Source organism: Shewanella sp. 125m-1, from assembly GCF_052977065.1.
Genome location: NZ_JBRILT010000008.1, coordinates 63,003 through 78,630 on the forward strand (window position 1 = coordinate 63,003; position 15,628 = coordinate 78,630).

The following is a 15,628-nucleotide window of genomic DNA, read 5'->3' on the forward strand; positions in this document are numbered from 1 at the left end:
ATTTTAGAGTGAATATCAAGAATTACTCTAAATTTAGCACGGATATATCAAGCGCTTCATTAGATATCGCTACTCCGTTGCCATCAGCATAGATAAATGATTGAGGCGAAATGATGACACCATAAATTTCAACTGCAATATTCACTTCACCTATCCCTTTCTTCACTGTTTTTATCGGGTTGGCACCAATCGCTTGTACACCTAAGTCAATCGTTTTGAGTGTACCAATGTCTCTCACGCAGCCAAAAACAACCACGCCTTGCCAACCATTATCTTCTGCGCTTTGTGCGATCATGTCACCTAACAAGGCGCAATCAGTCACCCCTTGCCCATCAACCACTAACACTTTACCTTTACCGTCTTTGGCGAGAACATCTTTAACTTTTGAGTTATCTCGAAAACATTTTACCGTCACTACTTCGCCCCAAAAACACTCTCGTTTACCGTAAGAGATAAACATGGGGGGTAATAGGGTAAGCTTGTCAGCATAGGTATCAAACAGATCGGGTAACAGATCCAACATTAGGCCTCCGTGCAAAAATGAGTATCAATTTACTCTAGATTGACAGGTCAAGAGCCGAAACCCAAGTGCTAACGCACGAATTAACTGATAATTAATCAAATCCAGACTGTTCCCCAGCCAGAATACAAACTATAATCTTGTTCAATGTCTGTACACAGACCCTTTCGTTAGTCGTAGGTAAAAATGAACAACAATATCGAATTAGAAAGTGCCATCGCCGCTCTAGACCAATATGGTTATGATAAAAAACACTCTAGTGATTTAGAGCAGGCTCGTAATAAAACTCAAATGCTAAAGTACATTGACTCGCTAGATTTTAATCTTCGCCGTTTATTAATATTACAAGAAGCGGTCAATGAATTAGTTGATAATGAAAAAAGACTGCTCGCTCAACAAGAAAGTATTCAGACCTATAAAACTAAAATCATCAATCTTTCTCGTCAATTTAACATGTCATACGATGAAGTCATTCAAGTAATGAAACAGCAAGAAAACAATTAATAATAACGAGCTATTCAAAGTTATTTTCTAAAAAAATCAGGTTTATAATTAAGTTTAAACTCAATCAGCAACAAACTTAATCAACTTAACGCGTAAGGCTTTGACTAAAGCTGTCACTAAGACAGTGACTAAACACGTTATTTGCTTTATCAGCTTATTTTAGTCATTAAATTAGCGATAACGTTAGACTGCGACTTGTAGAAAGCTAAATGGTTTCAGTTATCGACCTCAAGCCTATGGATGGGCTTGCAATACACAGCATGAAACTTATCTCTCCAATGTAACAATTCTCTTAAACAGGCCCCATAAACAATTTACATCAACAGTTCACATAAACAAGCCTGCCTAACAGACACGCTGAGCACACTAAACCCCATTGTTCAGATGGCCGCATCATCGATGACATACTAATAAATACCATGCTTACACATATCACCCTTGCATTAGCGCTTGTCACTTAGGACATGACACCTGACTAGTTACAGACATCGTTCTAACATTAATGCATTAAGTTAACTCCAGTTTATAAAACATCAAATATGGAGATAAAAATAACAGCACACCTTTTGATTTACATCGAATTAATTAAATGGTTGAGTTTCTTTATTACCCGTCAGTATACGAAAGCATTTTATAAACACTTGTTTACACCACTTATTTTGCTTTAACCTTAATCCTAACAAAACCAAAAACAATAAAATGTATAGGCTTGGTTCAATGATTTCAGATTTAACTGACCAGTAAAAATGTATCGGAACCAAAATAGCAATAACATAAATCCAATTATGTAATTTTTGCCAGCTCTTACCCATTTTGCGTACAACAACTTTGAACGAAGTTAATGCCAACGCTGCGAGTAAAATATACGCCATCGCCCCCACGAGTATATAGGGACGTTTAACAACCTCTTCAAAAAACAGTGACCAGGCAAACACTAAATCTAAACTAAAGAATGCCAACACATGCAAACTGGCATAAGCGAAGACATACAGGCCAACTAATCGCCGAGTTTGCAGTAGGATCCCGAGTTTAAACTTCTTGGCAACGGGTGAGATAAGTAAGGTTGCTGCCAGTGCATTGAGAGCCCCTATTCCAGTAAAGTGAATGATGTACTGTACCGGATCGCCACCTGCATTATCACTCATCACTTTTAGCACTAAATAGACGATAGGCAGCAGGCCTATCAAGTGAAATAGCCCTTTTAGCCGAAATACTGAGCGGCGATTAACACGCATAAACATCTCCTACTAATCCGCCAACACTAAACGTGTAAACAGTGATTTAAGCTAGCTAATAAAACTTATTTAAATCCATACCGTTATACAGATCTGACACAATGTCGCCATAACCGTTAAAAGGTAGAGTTGGGATCCGTTTTGCCGAAAAAAGCCCACCTTCTGCGATCCGACGTTCTGATGCTTGCGACCATCTAGGGTGGTCAACCTCTGGGTTAACATTGGCATAAAACCCATACTCACTGGCGGCGAGTTGATTCCAAGATGTGGGCGGCTGTTTGTCTGTTAAGCGAATACGAACAATCGATTTAATACTCTTAAAGCCATATTTCCACGGCACGACAAGGCGGATAGGCGCACCATTTTGTGGCGGCAATGTTTTTCCATAAAGGCCCACTGACAGAAAAGTTAAGTCGTTCATCGCTTCGGCTAACGTTAAGCCTTCTACATAAGGGTAGTTAATCCCTCCTCCTGCATAACGACTCCTTTGACCCAGCATCTGTTCAGGATCATATAAGGTCTCAAAGGCAACATACTTAGCGTTGCTGTTTACGCCCACTTTCTTAAGTAAGTTAGCTAATGAAAAGCCAACCCAAGGGATGACCATGGACCATGCTTCTACGCAGCGGAAATTGTAAGCTCGTTCCTCTAATGGGAAAAGAGTAAGTAGGTCATCGTAATCAAGTGTCACAGGTTTATCGACCTCACCGTCGATGACCAGTTTCCAAGGTTCAACCTTAAGCTCTTGGGCATTGTCTTGTGGATCTGTCTTGCTAGTACCAAATTCATAAAAATTATTGTGAGAAATAATTTTAGACTCAGGGGTTAATGCGCCATAAAGCAGGTGGTCATATTCGGCCTGTTTAGCAAAAGGTAGGGATTTAGTCATAAATGCCGCCTTTTGCTCATCGCTAGAAAACAGGTCAAACACACCAGCATTAGCGTGAGAAGATAACAGCGCACCAGCACCTATAAAGCCCATCTGTTTAAGGATCCTACGACGGTCTTGGTACACCTCTTCTGGGGTAATATCGCACTCTTTAAACTTATCCCAAGCAGCAGTTTTTTTTATATTCATTAGCCGCACCCATCCTATTTTTATATCAATTAGTATTGTTAACTAATCAGACCGACAAAGTCGATGAAAGGTTTCATCCACGTTTTGTTATTACATATCATTAACAGCTGGCTATGTCTGCACCACTTGCCTGACTAATCACTTGCTTAAGCTTGCAGTGTTTAAATCGCCGTGCCACTCTAGCGTCTCATTAACCATGTCAAGAGCCTTCTCACATGCCATTAGAGCTTGCATTTTCAACCGCACAAATTGTTATCATTGCCGCAATCGCTTTTCTATCTATGCTGATTGGTGCGTTATTTAATCAACGAAAAACTCGTATTAAATGGGAATACGTACGAAACCAGCTTTTAGATGAGATGGAACAAACAAAACTTGAGCTCAATACTGAAATTCTTGAATTAAAAGAAACCATTCATCAGAAAGAATTGGTGATAGATCAATATCAAGACAAGCTGGAGTTTCGCCTAGAGCAATTAGGCAAAGCACAAGCACAAGCAGAAAGAACCCAAGAGCTGGAGCAGTCACTGGTCGATAACCAACGAAAGCAGATGGAAACTCAACTTGCCCTTTCCAAATCTAATGCCATGCAGCAAACCCTAGCGGCCAGTTTTGATGCAAAACAACAAGCTCTCAACGACAAAATACAGTTACTAGAAGATTCTGAAGTACGTTTAACAGCCCAATTTGAAAACCTAGCGACTAAGATTTTTGAAGCACGCAGTGAAAAACTACAATCACAGAACAATCAACAATTAGATAGCGTACTAGCGCCGTTTAAACAGCAAATTGAAGGATTTAGGGCACAGGTTCAGGCATCATATTCTCATGAACAAACTCAGCGCAGTGCCCTTAAACACCAACTTGACTCATTAACTGAACTTAACTTAAAGATGAGCCAAGATGCTGTTAACCTCACCAAAGCACTTAAGGGTGATAACAAACAGCAAGGCAATTGGGGAGAAGTGATCCTTGAGCGCGTTTTACAAGAGAGTGGTCTGCGAGAAGGTCATGAGTACGATACACAAACAGATCTTAAAAGTGACAGCGGTAAGCGTTTTAAGCCCGATGTCATCGTGCACTTACCTGAGAACAAAGATGTTGTTATCGATGCGAAAATGTCTCTTGTTGCTTACGAGCGATACTTTAACAGTGACGATGACGATATTCGCGCACAAGCAATTAAAGAACATATCATCTCTGTTCGTGGTCACATAAAAGGCTTAAGCCAAAAGGATTATCAAAAACTTCACGGTGTTAAAAGCTTAGATTACGTATTGATGTTCATTCCACTTGAGCCTGCCTTTTTACTGGCACTTGAGCATGACCCAAGCTTAGTTAACTATGCACTTGAAAGTAATATCATGCTGGTTAGTCCGACTAACTTGCTGGTCGCATTGCGCACTATTAACAATATTTGGCGTTATGAATACCAAAACCAAAATGCACAGATGATCGCTAAACAAGCTGGCAGGATTTACGACAAGTTATGCGGTTATTTAGACGATATGGAAAAGTTGGGTCGTTCACTTGAATCTGCAGATAAAAACTTTACTAATGCCATGAACAAGTTATCGACAGGAAAAGGCAACGTCATCCGTCAAGCGCATCAAATGCAACAATTAGGCGTACAAACCAGTAAAAAAGTGGACGCCCAACTTCTAGATAAAGCGCTAAGCTTATCAGATGATGATTATCATCAAGACGAATGAACAAGGCTGACATGCAAAGCTTAGTTACAAAGAGTAGTTACTAAAGAGCAGCTACTTAAAATTAGTTAACAGCTGACACAACCAGTCTCAATAGGGATAGTTAAGAGGATTGTTGCAAATGCACAAGCAGTTACGTCGCATTTTAACGGGGATGATAGCAATGCTTGCATGCTCCTCAGTCTATGCTTCTACATTGACCAAAGAGCAGCAGCTTTATGTAGAGGCGAGAAGCGCGCTAAGTAAACAGCAATTGGATAAGTACCAGCCGATGCGCGATAAATTAGATGACTACCCTTTAGCCATCTATTTAGACTTTCACAATAACATCAATAATATCCTCAAGCTTCCCGCAAAGCAGGCAATGACAGCGCTAGCCCCCTTTGAGGCCAGTCCATTGTATAACACGGGACGTTACCGTTACCTCAAGCGCAGTGGTAGTCAAAAACGTTGGCAAGATTTCCTCATCGTCAGTCCAAACAGCCCTAATAACATTACCCTACAATGTTATTACTACCGTGCCCAATTACAACAAGGCGATAAACAGATCGCCTATAACGGGGCTAAAACCCTTTGGTTATACGGCCGCTCTCGTCCGAAAGAGTGCGATCCCTTATTCAAAGAGTGGCAAAAAGCCGGGCTGCGTAGCCAAGAGCTCATCTGGTCACGTATGTTACTCAGTTTCGAGCAAGGCCAGTACGGACTGTTATCGTACCTTTCACGACAACTTACCACGCATAAAAATGACGCGAAGCGTTTGCTTGCTGTCTATAAAGATCCGCGCAGTCTTCGCCATACATCAAAATTCAGTGGCAAAGCCAAGATTAATGCAACCATTGTGGATTTAGGCCTGAGAAAATTAGCCAAGAAAGATCTCAAGCAAGCGGTAAAACTGTTCGCGACATATCAGAAAGCTGACAGGTTCAGTGATTATCAAGGCAGAAAACTGAGCCGTTACTTGGTCAGAAGAGCGTTAATTTATCAAACGATTGAACTTCAAAGCTACGTAGATACCATTTTACCCTTGCTTGATAGCGACGATCTTGTTGAGATGCGTTTGCGTTGGGCACTTAGAGATAATGACCAAAAAAGTTTTGCCCAATTTTTACCCCAACTCAGTGAACAAAAACAAAATACTGCCCGCTGGAAATATTGGCGTGCGACTGTACTTGCAAAAGAAAATAGCAAGCAAAGCCAGAAGCAATCTATGGCGCTGTTTGAAGCGCTACGTTTAGAGCGCAATTTTTATGGTTACCTTGCTGCCGCTAAATTAAAACAGCCTTATCAACTACAAGATCAGAAAACTCTGAGCGATAATGCGCTAAAGCAAAAGATATTTAACGACAGAGGGTTAGCTCGGGTACAAGAGTTACTCGGGATTGATAAACAGTCTGATGCAAGAGCTGAGTGGGTCATGTTACTTAACCGTCATGATAAAGCGATGCAAAAAGAATATGCTGTCTATGCTGTTGAGCAAAAGTGGCATAGCCTAGGAGTTCAAGCCAGCATACAAGCTAAACTCTGGAATGATATGCAGATGCGCTTTCCTTATGCCGCACAAACCTCTTTTACTCATGCCAGTAAAAAGTATGCCGTGGATATTGATGAAATCCGATCCATTTCACGAAGAGAAAGTGCCTATTACCCAAATGCCACATCCGGAGTGGGAGCTCGAGGATATATGCAGTTGATGCCAGCCACTGCTAAGCAAACAGCGCAGAAAACCAAACTCCCCTACAGCGGAACTAAAAGTCTCTATGATGAAAAGCTCAATATCTCGCTAGGCAGTGCCTACTATGGCGGTTTACTCAAACAATTTGATCAAAATCGAGTATTGGCAACGGCTTCTTATAATGCTGGTCCCCACCGTATTAATAACTGGCTTAAAAAGAGTGATGGTAAACTTGATGTCGTAAGTTTTATCGAATCTATCCCCTACAGAGAAACTCGGGAATACGTACAAGCGGTTCTCAGTTATCGGGTGATCTATCAGATTAAACAAGATAAACACGCTGAGTTATTATCTGAGCAGGAGCTCAAATTTAGCTACTAGCATTTAGTCCCATTATTAATGGCTACCTTTGCCACATGAGCTTAATCTTTTGCACAGTTAACAGGATACTAATCCATTACAACTAGCCATTACAACTAGGCTACTGCAACTAAGCATTAATCTAGCCTATTATTGCGCAAGATAACTCAGTAAAACCATCAATCTAAAACCGCTCTAGCAGTCCCCATTAACTAGAGAACTAGAGCGGTCCATCATTTTGCTAGCATTTATATCATTTTCAGCATTTACACCATTTCAGGCCTCTTCAACAGTCTTGCTTCCCCTTTCTGGGCAGCGCGCTCGTTTTATCAGTGTTACATCAGTTACCCCGCCCCTATGCGCTACTGAAAAAGATCAACGCAGAGGAGCTATCCACATCAACGAATTCTGGTGATAACAAAAAAACGAGTTGGAATAATACTGTAAAGTAATTCGATGATGCCGGTTATGTTACAAAACAATCCTTTATTATCACTGGCAAGCCAACACATTTTCCACCATAGTAAAGGCACGCCGAATTGATAACTAAAATATAATTGGCAGCAAGGATCCGTATGCACAATGACCATATAGCCATCATTCTAAAACAACTTGAAACCGTGCTACTCGGTAAACCTCACCAAATAAAGCAGGCTTTGACCTGTATCTTGGCTCGTGGCCACTTACTGATAGAAGATCTACCTGGAATGGGAAAAACCAGTCTATCTCACGGCTTGGCACAAACCTTAGGGCTGAGCTATCAAAGGATCCAATTTACCAGTGATATGCTCCCAGCCGATATTCTCGGCGTCTCAATCTTCGATAAACAGCAAACTGAATTTGTGTTTCATCCTGGGCCTATTTTTAAACAGATGATCCTCGCGGATGAAATTAACCGGGCCAGTCCTAAAACTCAAAGTGCACTGTTAGAGGCCATGGCTGAGCAACAGATCACCGTAGATGGCAGTACTTACCTTTTGCCGCAGCCCTTTTTCGTTATCGCGACCCAAAACCCCAGTGAGCAATCGGGTACATTTCCACTTCCCGAATCCCAGCTAGACAGATTCATGATGAGGATATGCATTGGTTATCCTGCCCCCGACGCTGAGCTAGCGATGTTAAAAGGTCAAGATAGTCGCGCCCAAACGGAAATTTTACCCCAATGCCTCACTGCGTTAACCCTACAAGAATTGCAAGTCTGTACAGATAATGTCAGTGCATCAGATGCCTTACTGCAATACATCCTTGCCTTAGTAAACGCATCCAGAAATGAGCCCCAAGGCTCAGGGCTCTCGCCAAGAGCCAGTAAAGCGATACTACAAGCCGCAAAAGCTTGGGCATTTATTCATGGTAGAACGTACTTAGTTCCTGAAGACGTTCAGTCGATATTTCCTCACGTTGCAGAGCATCGAATTAGCTCACATTCAAAACAGCAAGGTGAAGCGTTATCGGCAAAAATAATCAACAGGATCAATCCAATACTTTAAGAAACATGTATGCAAGTTCAAAGAGAATCTTATTGAAAGCGCACCAATTTTTAGGCAAGTTTTTATAATAGGAGTTTATGCGAAACCGTCACAAACTAAACACAAAGATCAAGCAAAAATGGCAGCGATGGGTCTCCCGCAGAATTCCAGCAACAGAGCAAATAACCCTCAGCCATAAGAGCATTTTTATCCTGCCTACAGGGTTTGGACTGGCGTGGATTTTTCTATTCGTGTTACTCTTTTTATTTGGGACAAATTACCAAAATAACCTTGTAATGGGCTTAAGCTTTTTACTGTTAAGTATCTTTAATACCTGCATTATCTATAGTTATAAAAATTTAGCCGGACTCACCCTATCAAGTAGTAAAAGTAGCAACAGTTTTGCTGGTCAAGCCCTCTATTTCCCTATTAATTTAAGCTCACCAAATATTGCCTATGAGATCCAGCTTAACTTTCAAAATCAACCTTTAGAAGTTGTAAAAACAGTCAATCGGCACCAAACGCAAACCTTAGTAACCTTTAAGCACTCTCATCGCGGCTATAATCGCCCCGGCAGAATGAAAGTAGAAACTCGATACCCCCTTGGACTTTGCCGAGCCTGGTCACATGTCGATTTAACCTTAGCTCAGTTGGCATTCACACAGCCGGTAATTGACCCGAACCCCATTCAATTAAGTGTCCATCAAAGTGATGTTCCACAAGATAACGGCAAGTATGTGGCTGGCGTTGATGAATATAAAGGGCTAAAAGAGTACGTGGTTGGTGAGCCATTAAAACAAGTCGCTTGGAAACAGTGGGCTCAAGGACGCGGCATGTTAACCAAAGAGTTTGAAGAGCCACAAGGTGCACCTATGTGGTTATCCTTAGAGCCAACAACTAAAGATATAGAACTCGCATTAAGTTATCTTTCCTGGCATACCGAGCAGCTAAGTTCAAACAATCAGACCTTTGGCCTTGCAATCGACGGGATCTCAATCCCACCGTCTAACGGTGAACAACACCGAATTGAGGTTCAAACTCAATTAGCGTTATTTTCAAGCAATCGAGTCAGTCCTGAGCACCCGACGGATTTGCCCAACTTACACAATACCTCGCAAAGCAAACGACAACAAAGGGCTCATCCTACCCCCCAAGAAGCACCACAACAGGTCAAGCTATGACGGCAAAAGAGAGCCAGAGGATCTCCCGTCATACATTAATGTGGTTACTGATCACCAATATCGCGATCTTGACACCGTTATATGGACAGGTCACGCTGTGGTCACTGTCTATTTGTGCCATCTGTATATTTTGGCGCATCGGGATCTATCTCGGTAAAGTCGCTAAACCACCCAAATGGTTAGTGACCAGCCTAGCTTTTGCTTCTGCAACAACACTTGCGATGGTTGCAGCACAGATTGGTGTCCTCACCGCAATGGTCAATCTACTCATCTTAGGTTACGCCCTTAAGTACATTGAGATGCGAAACCGCCGTGATGTGAGGGCCGTTGTACTGGTTGGCTACTTTCTTATCGCATTTACTTTTATTCAGCAGCAAACCTTACTTTCTACCCTGCACTTATTAGTGGTAACCGCCATTAATACCTGCGTGCTAATCAGCCTATATCACGATGAAGGCAACTTTAAATATGCCGCCACTCTAGGCAGTAAAATTATTTTTCAAAGCCTCCCGCTTGCGATTATTTTATTTCTCGTCTTGCCCCGCCTTCCTCCTTTGTGGATGGTACCACCACAAAATGGAGCCCAAACAGGACTCTCAGATAACGTCAGTTTTGGGGATATTAGCCAGCTTACGCGCTCTAGTGAACTGGCTTTTAGGGCCACTTTTGAGACGGGTGCGCCGAGCAATGACAAACTATATTGGCGTGCCATAGTAATGGAAGATTACAATGGACAAAATTGGACGCAAAACCCAAGGTTCACCAATTCCTATGATGGCCTCCCCAAAAATCAGCCCGCTATATTCGCCGAGCAAGCTTCAGCGCAATCGGTAAACCCGCCCGCTTTTCCCCTCACTCAGACTGAGGCCGCTAACCCAACTTCAACCGCCATCACCTATAGCGTCATTGCTGAGCCCAGCGCGCAGCAGTGGTTATTTGGTCTTGATGTCGCCACCAGCAATGATAAAACCATTCGCCAGCGTGCTGACCATACTCTTTATGCCAATAAGCCAATCGATCAAAGACGTATATATCAAGTCACCAGTTTTGATAACCGCATTATGGATCCTCTGCTTAGCGCTGAGAGTCGCGCGATTAACCTCGCGCTACCTAAGGCTGTTAACCCTCAAACCCGTGAATTAGCGGATAAGTTTGCCATAAGCTATCCGGTACAAGAAGATAGGCTCAACGCCATGATGCGCTACTTCACGCAGCAGCCCTACTTTTATACATTGCGTCCCCCGCGGGTTGGCAAGCAGCAAATTGATGACTTTCTTATCTATAACAAGGCGGGGTTTTGTGTGCATTACGCCAGTGCATTTGCATTTATGGCCAGAGCGACTGGGATCCCTGCACGATTAGTCACAGGCTACCAAGGGGCTGAGTTCAACCCAGCAGCAGGTTATTACAGTATTTATCAATACATGGCACATGCTTGGGTTGAGGTTTGGTTGCCCAATCTTGGCTGGGTGCGCTTCGACCCAACCGCAATGATTGCACCTGAGCGAGTCGAACTAGGCTTTGATGCTTTTTTTGATCCCGAAACAACCTATCTACTGGATAACCCCTTTAGCGCACTTGGCTATCGTGACAACGCCGCTCTTAATCAATTACGGATGCATGTTGCCAGTGTCGATTATTTTTGGAGTGTGTGGGTGCTTGGGTTTAATAGCCAAAAGCAGCAACGCGTATTAGAGGAGATTTTGGGTGAAGTCACTCAAACTAAACTGGCTATTTTTATCCTTATTAGCCTTTGTGTCATTGGCTTAGCCATCGCATACAGTGCTGGGTTAATCCAATTTCATCGCTCAAGTGATAAACACCTCAACGCCTATTACTCTGTATGTAAAATGCTCCGCCAGCGAGGGCTATCTAGGGAATATCATGAGGGCCCTCAAGATTACAATCTTCGAGTGGCTGCAGCCTTCCCCGCCATCGCCGAGGACTTTGATAAATTAACCCAATATTTTGTGGCGATTAAATATCAAAAAGTCAGTAAAAGAGCCCTGAAACGTTTTTCTCGATTACTTATCAAGCAATCGAGATGGTTAAAAATCAATATCATCAAACAGAGATTGGCACTTAATAAAACAAACACATAGAATGGATTAATCCAGCAGTAACCTGCTCACCAAACTGCATTCTTGTTAAAGGAACGCCATGCTATACCTAGTCCAATCGAACCAAATGGAAGCGCTGTCACAGATATTAGCTACAGAGCTGCGTACCCCATTACCTCATACCCCTTTGTTAATGCCTGAGCATATTTTGGTACAAAGCCCGGGGATGTCCACATGGTTAAGACTCGAAATAGCAAGGCAAAACAACATTGCAGCTGGGCTTGAGTTTCCACTGCCATCAAGCTTTATCTGGCAGCTATGCCATACCTTGCTTGATGATGTGCCTAAAGAGAATGCTTTCACCAAAGCGGCAATGACCTGGAAACTGATGGAATTGCTGCCCACACTTATCGACCATGAAGATTTTTTACCCTTGGCCAATTATCTTAATAATGGTAATGGTGAAGCGACTGAAAGCACTGTGATAAGTGGCAGTGACGCTGCAAGTGAAATGGCCGACGCGATTATTGAGCAAACAGAACAAAACCCACTTAAGTTATATCAACTCTGTGGTCAAATTGCCGATATCTTCGACCAATATTTAGTTTACCGTCCCGACTGGATCACCGCATGGGAAGCTAATGAACCAAGGTTGCCTCCAAAAGGTGACAAGCTCAGCCCAGCTCAAGCTTGGCAGCCTATTCTATGGCGCGCCCTTATTGACTTTAATGCCAATGGCTTAAATAAGAGTCGCTACCACCGTGCTAACTTGCATCAATCTTTATTCGATGCATTGGATGATCCGAATACCTGTTTAGACGCCTTACCTAGACGACTATTCGTCTTTGGGATCTCGTCCATGGCGCCGCAAACCCTCGATGTATTGCACTATTTAGCCAAGCGCATCGATGTGATCATGCTTAATCTCAGCCCGTGTCAGCATTATTGGGGAGACATTGTCGACCCGCGTTTGCGCGCACGTATGGCACTGCAGTACGCCGATAAACAAAAGCTAGAATTGGAGTGGGAAGATAAGCTTGAGGTTGGTAATCCAATCTTAGCCAATAATGGCAAAATGGGCCGTGAGTTACTTGACTTACTGTTAGAGTTGCCAGAAGAGCATACCGCATTCAATTTTGATTGCTACCAAGAGCCTAACACCGACACCATGCTCAGCGGCGTGCAATATGACGTTCTGGAGCTCAGTACCCGTGGTCAAAGCTTGGGGCCAGATGCCGCGCTTTATTTAAGCTTAGATGGCAGACGCGTTATCGACCCAAGCGATAACTCAATAACCGTTCGCAGTTGCCACAGCCCGCTTAGAGAAGTCGAGACCCTGCACGACCATCTGCTCGAGATGCTGTCTCGCCCTCTTTCTGACGGACAATCTCCACTTGCGGCAAAAGATATCGTGATCATGATGCCCGATGTTGCGGCCTACGCGCCTTACATCGATGCCGTATTTGGTGCTAAACAAGGCAGCCACTTTATCCCTTATGCGATAGCGGATCGCGGCGCCGCCCAAGAATCTCCTCTTATTTCAAGCTTTTTACACCTATTGAAAATTAATCAGAGTCGTTTTGGGCTTACCGATATTCTCAGTATTTTAGAAGTGCCAGCCGTACTGCGCCGCTTCGAACTAGACGATGACGGACTCGCCGTGATTAAGCGCTGGCTAGATCAAGCCGGCGTGCGCTGGGGACGTGATGAAACCAGTCGCACCGAATATCAACTGCCAGCATTTGAACAAAACTCATGGGCTTTTGGCATTAAACGCTTAATCTTAGGTTATAGCTTCAGTGATGACTCGCCACTCTATCAACACAGCTTATCGGTTAATGGTGTTGAGGGACAAACAGCGCAGGCGCTAGGAAAATTACTCGACTTTATCGAAGCGCTCGATGACGTGCATCAAGCACTTGCACAGGTTTGCAGCCTCAGTGAACGGATGGCGCAGCTAGAAGCCATACTCGAAAACTTCTATGAGGTTGATGACGATGAGATGGTGCAGCAGCAAGAGATCAGAGACGCCATCGTTAAACTCAATGAAGAGTTGACCGAAGCTGGACACACAACGCCGTTAACCATAGAAGTGCTACAAAACTGGTTTAATAGCCGTTTATCTGAATCTCGCGTAGGTCAGCGCTATCTTGCCGGAAGTGTTAATTTCTGTACCTTAATGCCAATGCGATCTATTCCATTCAAACTGGTTTGCTTACTCGGAATGAACGACGGCGTCTATCCGAGAGTACAGCATCCTGTTGGTTTCGATCTTGTGGCGCAAATGGGGCCAAGAAAAGGCGACCGCTCTCGTCGATTAGACGATAGATATCTATTTTTAGAAGCCATTTTATCGGCGCGTGAGCAACTTTATATCAGCTATATCGGTAACAGCGAGCGTGATGACTCTGAGCGGATCCCCTCTATGTTGGTCTCTGAGTTAATCGAGTATTGCCAACTGGTCTACTTGCCTAAAAGTTTAAAGAACGAACAAACTTCGGCGGAGCAAGTGTCCCCCGCATTGATCGATAACATCGAAAAACAGATCCGCGCGCACCTTATTAAAAAGCAACCACTGCAGCCGTTTGATAACCGACTTTATACTGCGCAAAATCCAGTGGCTAATGCTGAAACTCAAAGTGTTGAGCAACTAAACGGACACATTCAGCAGAGCTATTCGGCTCAGTGGTGCCCAGCCCCTATCAAGCCCGTTGATAGTCTGTCAGCAGAAACGCTGCGTCACTACAAACGTTTCATTGGACAAACCACACAGCTGCAACAGGTTAATGATGAAACAGATTTAACTAACACTGAACTTGAGCTTTCCGCCCTTATCCGCTTTTTTAGGAATCCGGCGCAGTACTTTTTTAACCGTACTTTAAAAGTCGATCTCGGACTTGATATTCAAGCCGATGATAATGACGAACCTTTTAGCTTAAACGCGCTTGAACGCTACAAACTGCAAGCCATACTGTTAGACGACGCCATAGAAAGTGGTGAACAGCAGCCAGCAGCTGAATTATTAGAACGCTTAAAAGCTCAGGGAAACCTGCCGCTAAAGCCCTTCGACGACTTGATTTTAAATCAATATCTGCATGATATTAACCCTTTAATTGGACGAAGCTTATACTTAAAAGGTGAACACTCCCAATCGGTTAATATCGACCTTTTATTTGAAGATATTGGCTTGCACTTGGTGGGACGCATTGATGATTTGAGTGTAAAAGGACTTGTGAATTACCGACCCGGCACCGCCAATGGCCGCGACTTAATTCGTGTCTATTTAAGACACCTCTGCCTTTGTGCCATGCAAAGTCAGCCTGGGCTTAAAGCTGAGCTAGAACAGGAACTCAAACCAGAACTAAACCAAGAGCTAAGAAGCACGCCAATAACCAGCTACTTACTCGATATTGGCCATTTTCATGCGTTTGCCCCCATTACAGCAGAACAAGCAAAAGCGCAGTTGAGCCAATGGTTACACTGTTTTAAACAAGGTCAAGCACACCCCCTGATGTTTATGCCGCGAACAGCCCTGGCCTACGTAGAGGCTGAAGGCAGCCACAGACAGAAACTACTCGAAGCGCAGTCACAGTGGTTAGATGAGCAAAGTCAGTTAGGTGAAGGGCTAGAGCCCCACTTCCAACGTTTATTTAGCTTCCCTGAAGACTTTACTGAACAGAGCTTCGCAAAAACAGCCAATACACTACTTTCGCCACTATTAAGCTTGTATTACAAAGATAAACTCAGTGAGCTAGCCACTTTTGCAGAATCCGGTAACGATACCGTAAATTTGCAAGCTGCCTCTTCGCTAAATAGCCAAAGCGAGGCAAATTAAGATGAGTA

Annotated in this window: 10 protein-coding genes; 7 read left to right on the forward strand and 3 right to left on the reverse strand. The window is 43.3% G+C overall.

Annotation, left to right across the window (positions count from 1 at the left end; all coding sequences use genetic code 11):
• Positions 1-22: 22 nt before the first annotated feature.
• Positions 23-523 carry a putative 4-hydroxy-4-methyl-2-oxoglutarate aldolase gene (locus tag ACVBIK_RS06015; RefSeq protein WP_447159879.1) on the reverse strand — a complete coding sequence of 167 codons (501 nt, stop codon included), beginning with the start codon at positions 521-523 and terminating at the stop codon, positions 23-25.
• Positions 524-706: 183 nt separating this feature from the next.
• On the opposite strand from ACVBIK_RS06015, the gene ACVBIK_RS06020 reads away from it, so the two are divergent.
• Positions 707-1,024: a hypothetical protein gene (locus tag ACVBIK_RS06020; protein WP_447159880.1), complete on the forward strand. Its 318-nt coding sequence runs from the start codon at positions 707-709 to the stop codon at positions 1,022-1,024.
• A gap of 581 nt (positions 1,025-1,605) precedes the next feature.
• Here ACVBIK_RS06020 and msrQ read toward each other — a convergent pair.
• Positions 1,606-2,259 carry a protein-methionine-sulfoxide reductase heme-binding subunit MsrQ gene (gene msrQ, locus ACVBIK_RS06025; RefSeq protein WP_447169295.1) on the reverse strand — a complete coding sequence of 218 codons (654 nt, stop codon included), beginning with the start codon at positions 2,257-2,259 and terminating at the stop codon, positions 1,606-1,608.
• A 55-nt stretch (positions 2,260-2,314) separates the two neighbouring features.
• Positions 2,315-3,337 (reverse strand): protein-methionine-sulfoxide reductase catalytic subunit MsrP, encoded by a 1,023-nt coding sequence (gene msrP, locus ACVBIK_RS06030; RefSeq protein WP_447169296.1) that lies wholly within the window; start codon positions 3,335-3,337, stop codon positions 2,315-2,317.
• Between the two features lie 215 nt (positions 3,338-3,552).
• Here msrP and rmuC point away from each other — a divergent pair, with 215 nt between their 5' ends.
• From rmuC to recC, 6 genes are all read left to right on the forward strand, one after another.
• Entirely contained in the window at positions 3,553-5,049 is a 1,497-nt protein-coding gene (rmuC, locus tag ACVBIK_RS06035; RefSeq protein ID WP_447159883.1) for a DNA recombination protein RmuC, read from the forward strand.
• 118 nt (positions 5,050-5,167) lie between these two features.
• Positions 5,168-7,099, forward strand: a complete 1,932-nt coding sequence (locus ACVBIK_RS06040; protein WP_447159884.1) for a transglycosylase SLT domain-containing protein — start codon at positions 5,168-5,170, stop codon at positions 7,097-7,099.
• 554 nt (positions 7,100-7,653) lie between these two features.
• The gene (locus ACVBIK_RS06045) at positions 7,654-8,565 is read left to right on the forward strand and encodes an AAA family ATPase (protein WP_447169297.1); all 912 of its coding nucleotides are present in this window, start codon (positions 7,654-7,656) and stop codon (positions 8,563-8,565) included.
• 77 nt (positions 8,566-8,642) lie between these two features.
• Complete coding sequence (locus ACVBIK_RS06050; protein ID WP_447169298.1) at positions 8,643-9,725, forward strand: DUF58 domain-containing protein; 1,083 nt, start codon at positions 8,643-8,645, stop codon at positions 9,723-9,725.
• The gene (locus tag ACVBIK_RS06055) at positions 9,722-11,827 is read left to right on the forward strand and encodes a transglutaminase TgpA family protein (RefSeq protein ID WP_447169299.1); all 2,106 of its coding nucleotides are present in this window, start codon (positions 9,722-9,724) and stop codon (positions 11,825-11,827) included. The genes ACVBIK_RS06050 and ACVBIK_RS06055 overlap by 4 nt, the downstream gene beginning before the upstream one ends.
• A gap of 58 nt (positions 11,828-11,885) precedes the next feature.
• On the forward strand, positions 11,886-15,620 hold the full coding sequence (gene recC / locus ACVBIK_RS06060; RefSeq protein WP_447169300.1) for an exodeoxyribonuclease V subunit gamma: 3,735 nt from the start codon (positions 11,886-11,888) through the stop codon (positions 15,618-15,620).
• The last annotated feature ends 8 nt before the right edge of the window (positions 15,621-15,628 follow it).

Bases quoted from the DNA above. Each gene is read 5' to 3' on its own strand.
- rmuC (WP_447159883.1), top strand. From the start codon at position 3,553: ATGCCATTAGAGCTTGCATTTTCAACCGCACAAATTGTTATCATTGCC.
- ACVBIK_RS06020 (WP_447159880.1), top strand. From the start codon at position 707: ATGAACAACAATATCGAATTAGAAAGTGCCATCGCCGCTCTAGACCAA.
- msrQ (WP_447169295.1), bottom strand. From the start codon at position 2,259: ATGCGTGTTAATCGCCGCTCAGTATTTCGGCTAAAAGGGCTATTTCAC.
- recC (WP_447169300.1), top strand. From the start codon at position 11,886: ATGCTATACCTAGTCCAATCGAACCAAATGGAAGCGCTGTCACAGATA.
- ACVBIK_RS06015 (WP_447159879.1), bottom strand. From the start codon at position 523: ATGTTGGATCTGTTACCCGATCTGTTTGATACCTATGCTGACAAGCTT.
- msrP (WP_447169296.1), bottom strand. From the start codon at position 3,337: ATGAATATAAAAAAAACTGCTGCTTGGGATAAGTTTAAAGAGTGCGAT.
- ACVBIK_RS06045 (WP_447169297.1), top strand. From the start codon at position 7,654: ATGCACAATGACCATATAGCCATCATTCTAAAACAACTTGAAACCGTG.
- ACVBIK_RS06055 (WP_447169299.1), top strand. From the start codon at position 9,722: ATGACGGCAAAAGAGAGCCAGAGGATCTCCCGTCATACATTAATGTGG.
- ACVBIK_RS06050 (WP_447169298.1), top strand. From the start codon at position 8,643: ATGCGAAACCGTCACAAACTAAACACAAAGATCAAGCAAAAATGGCAG.
- ACVBIK_RS06040 (WP_447159884.1), top strand. From the start codon at position 5,168: ATGCACAAGCAGTTACGTCGCATTTTAACGGGGATGATAGCAATGCTT.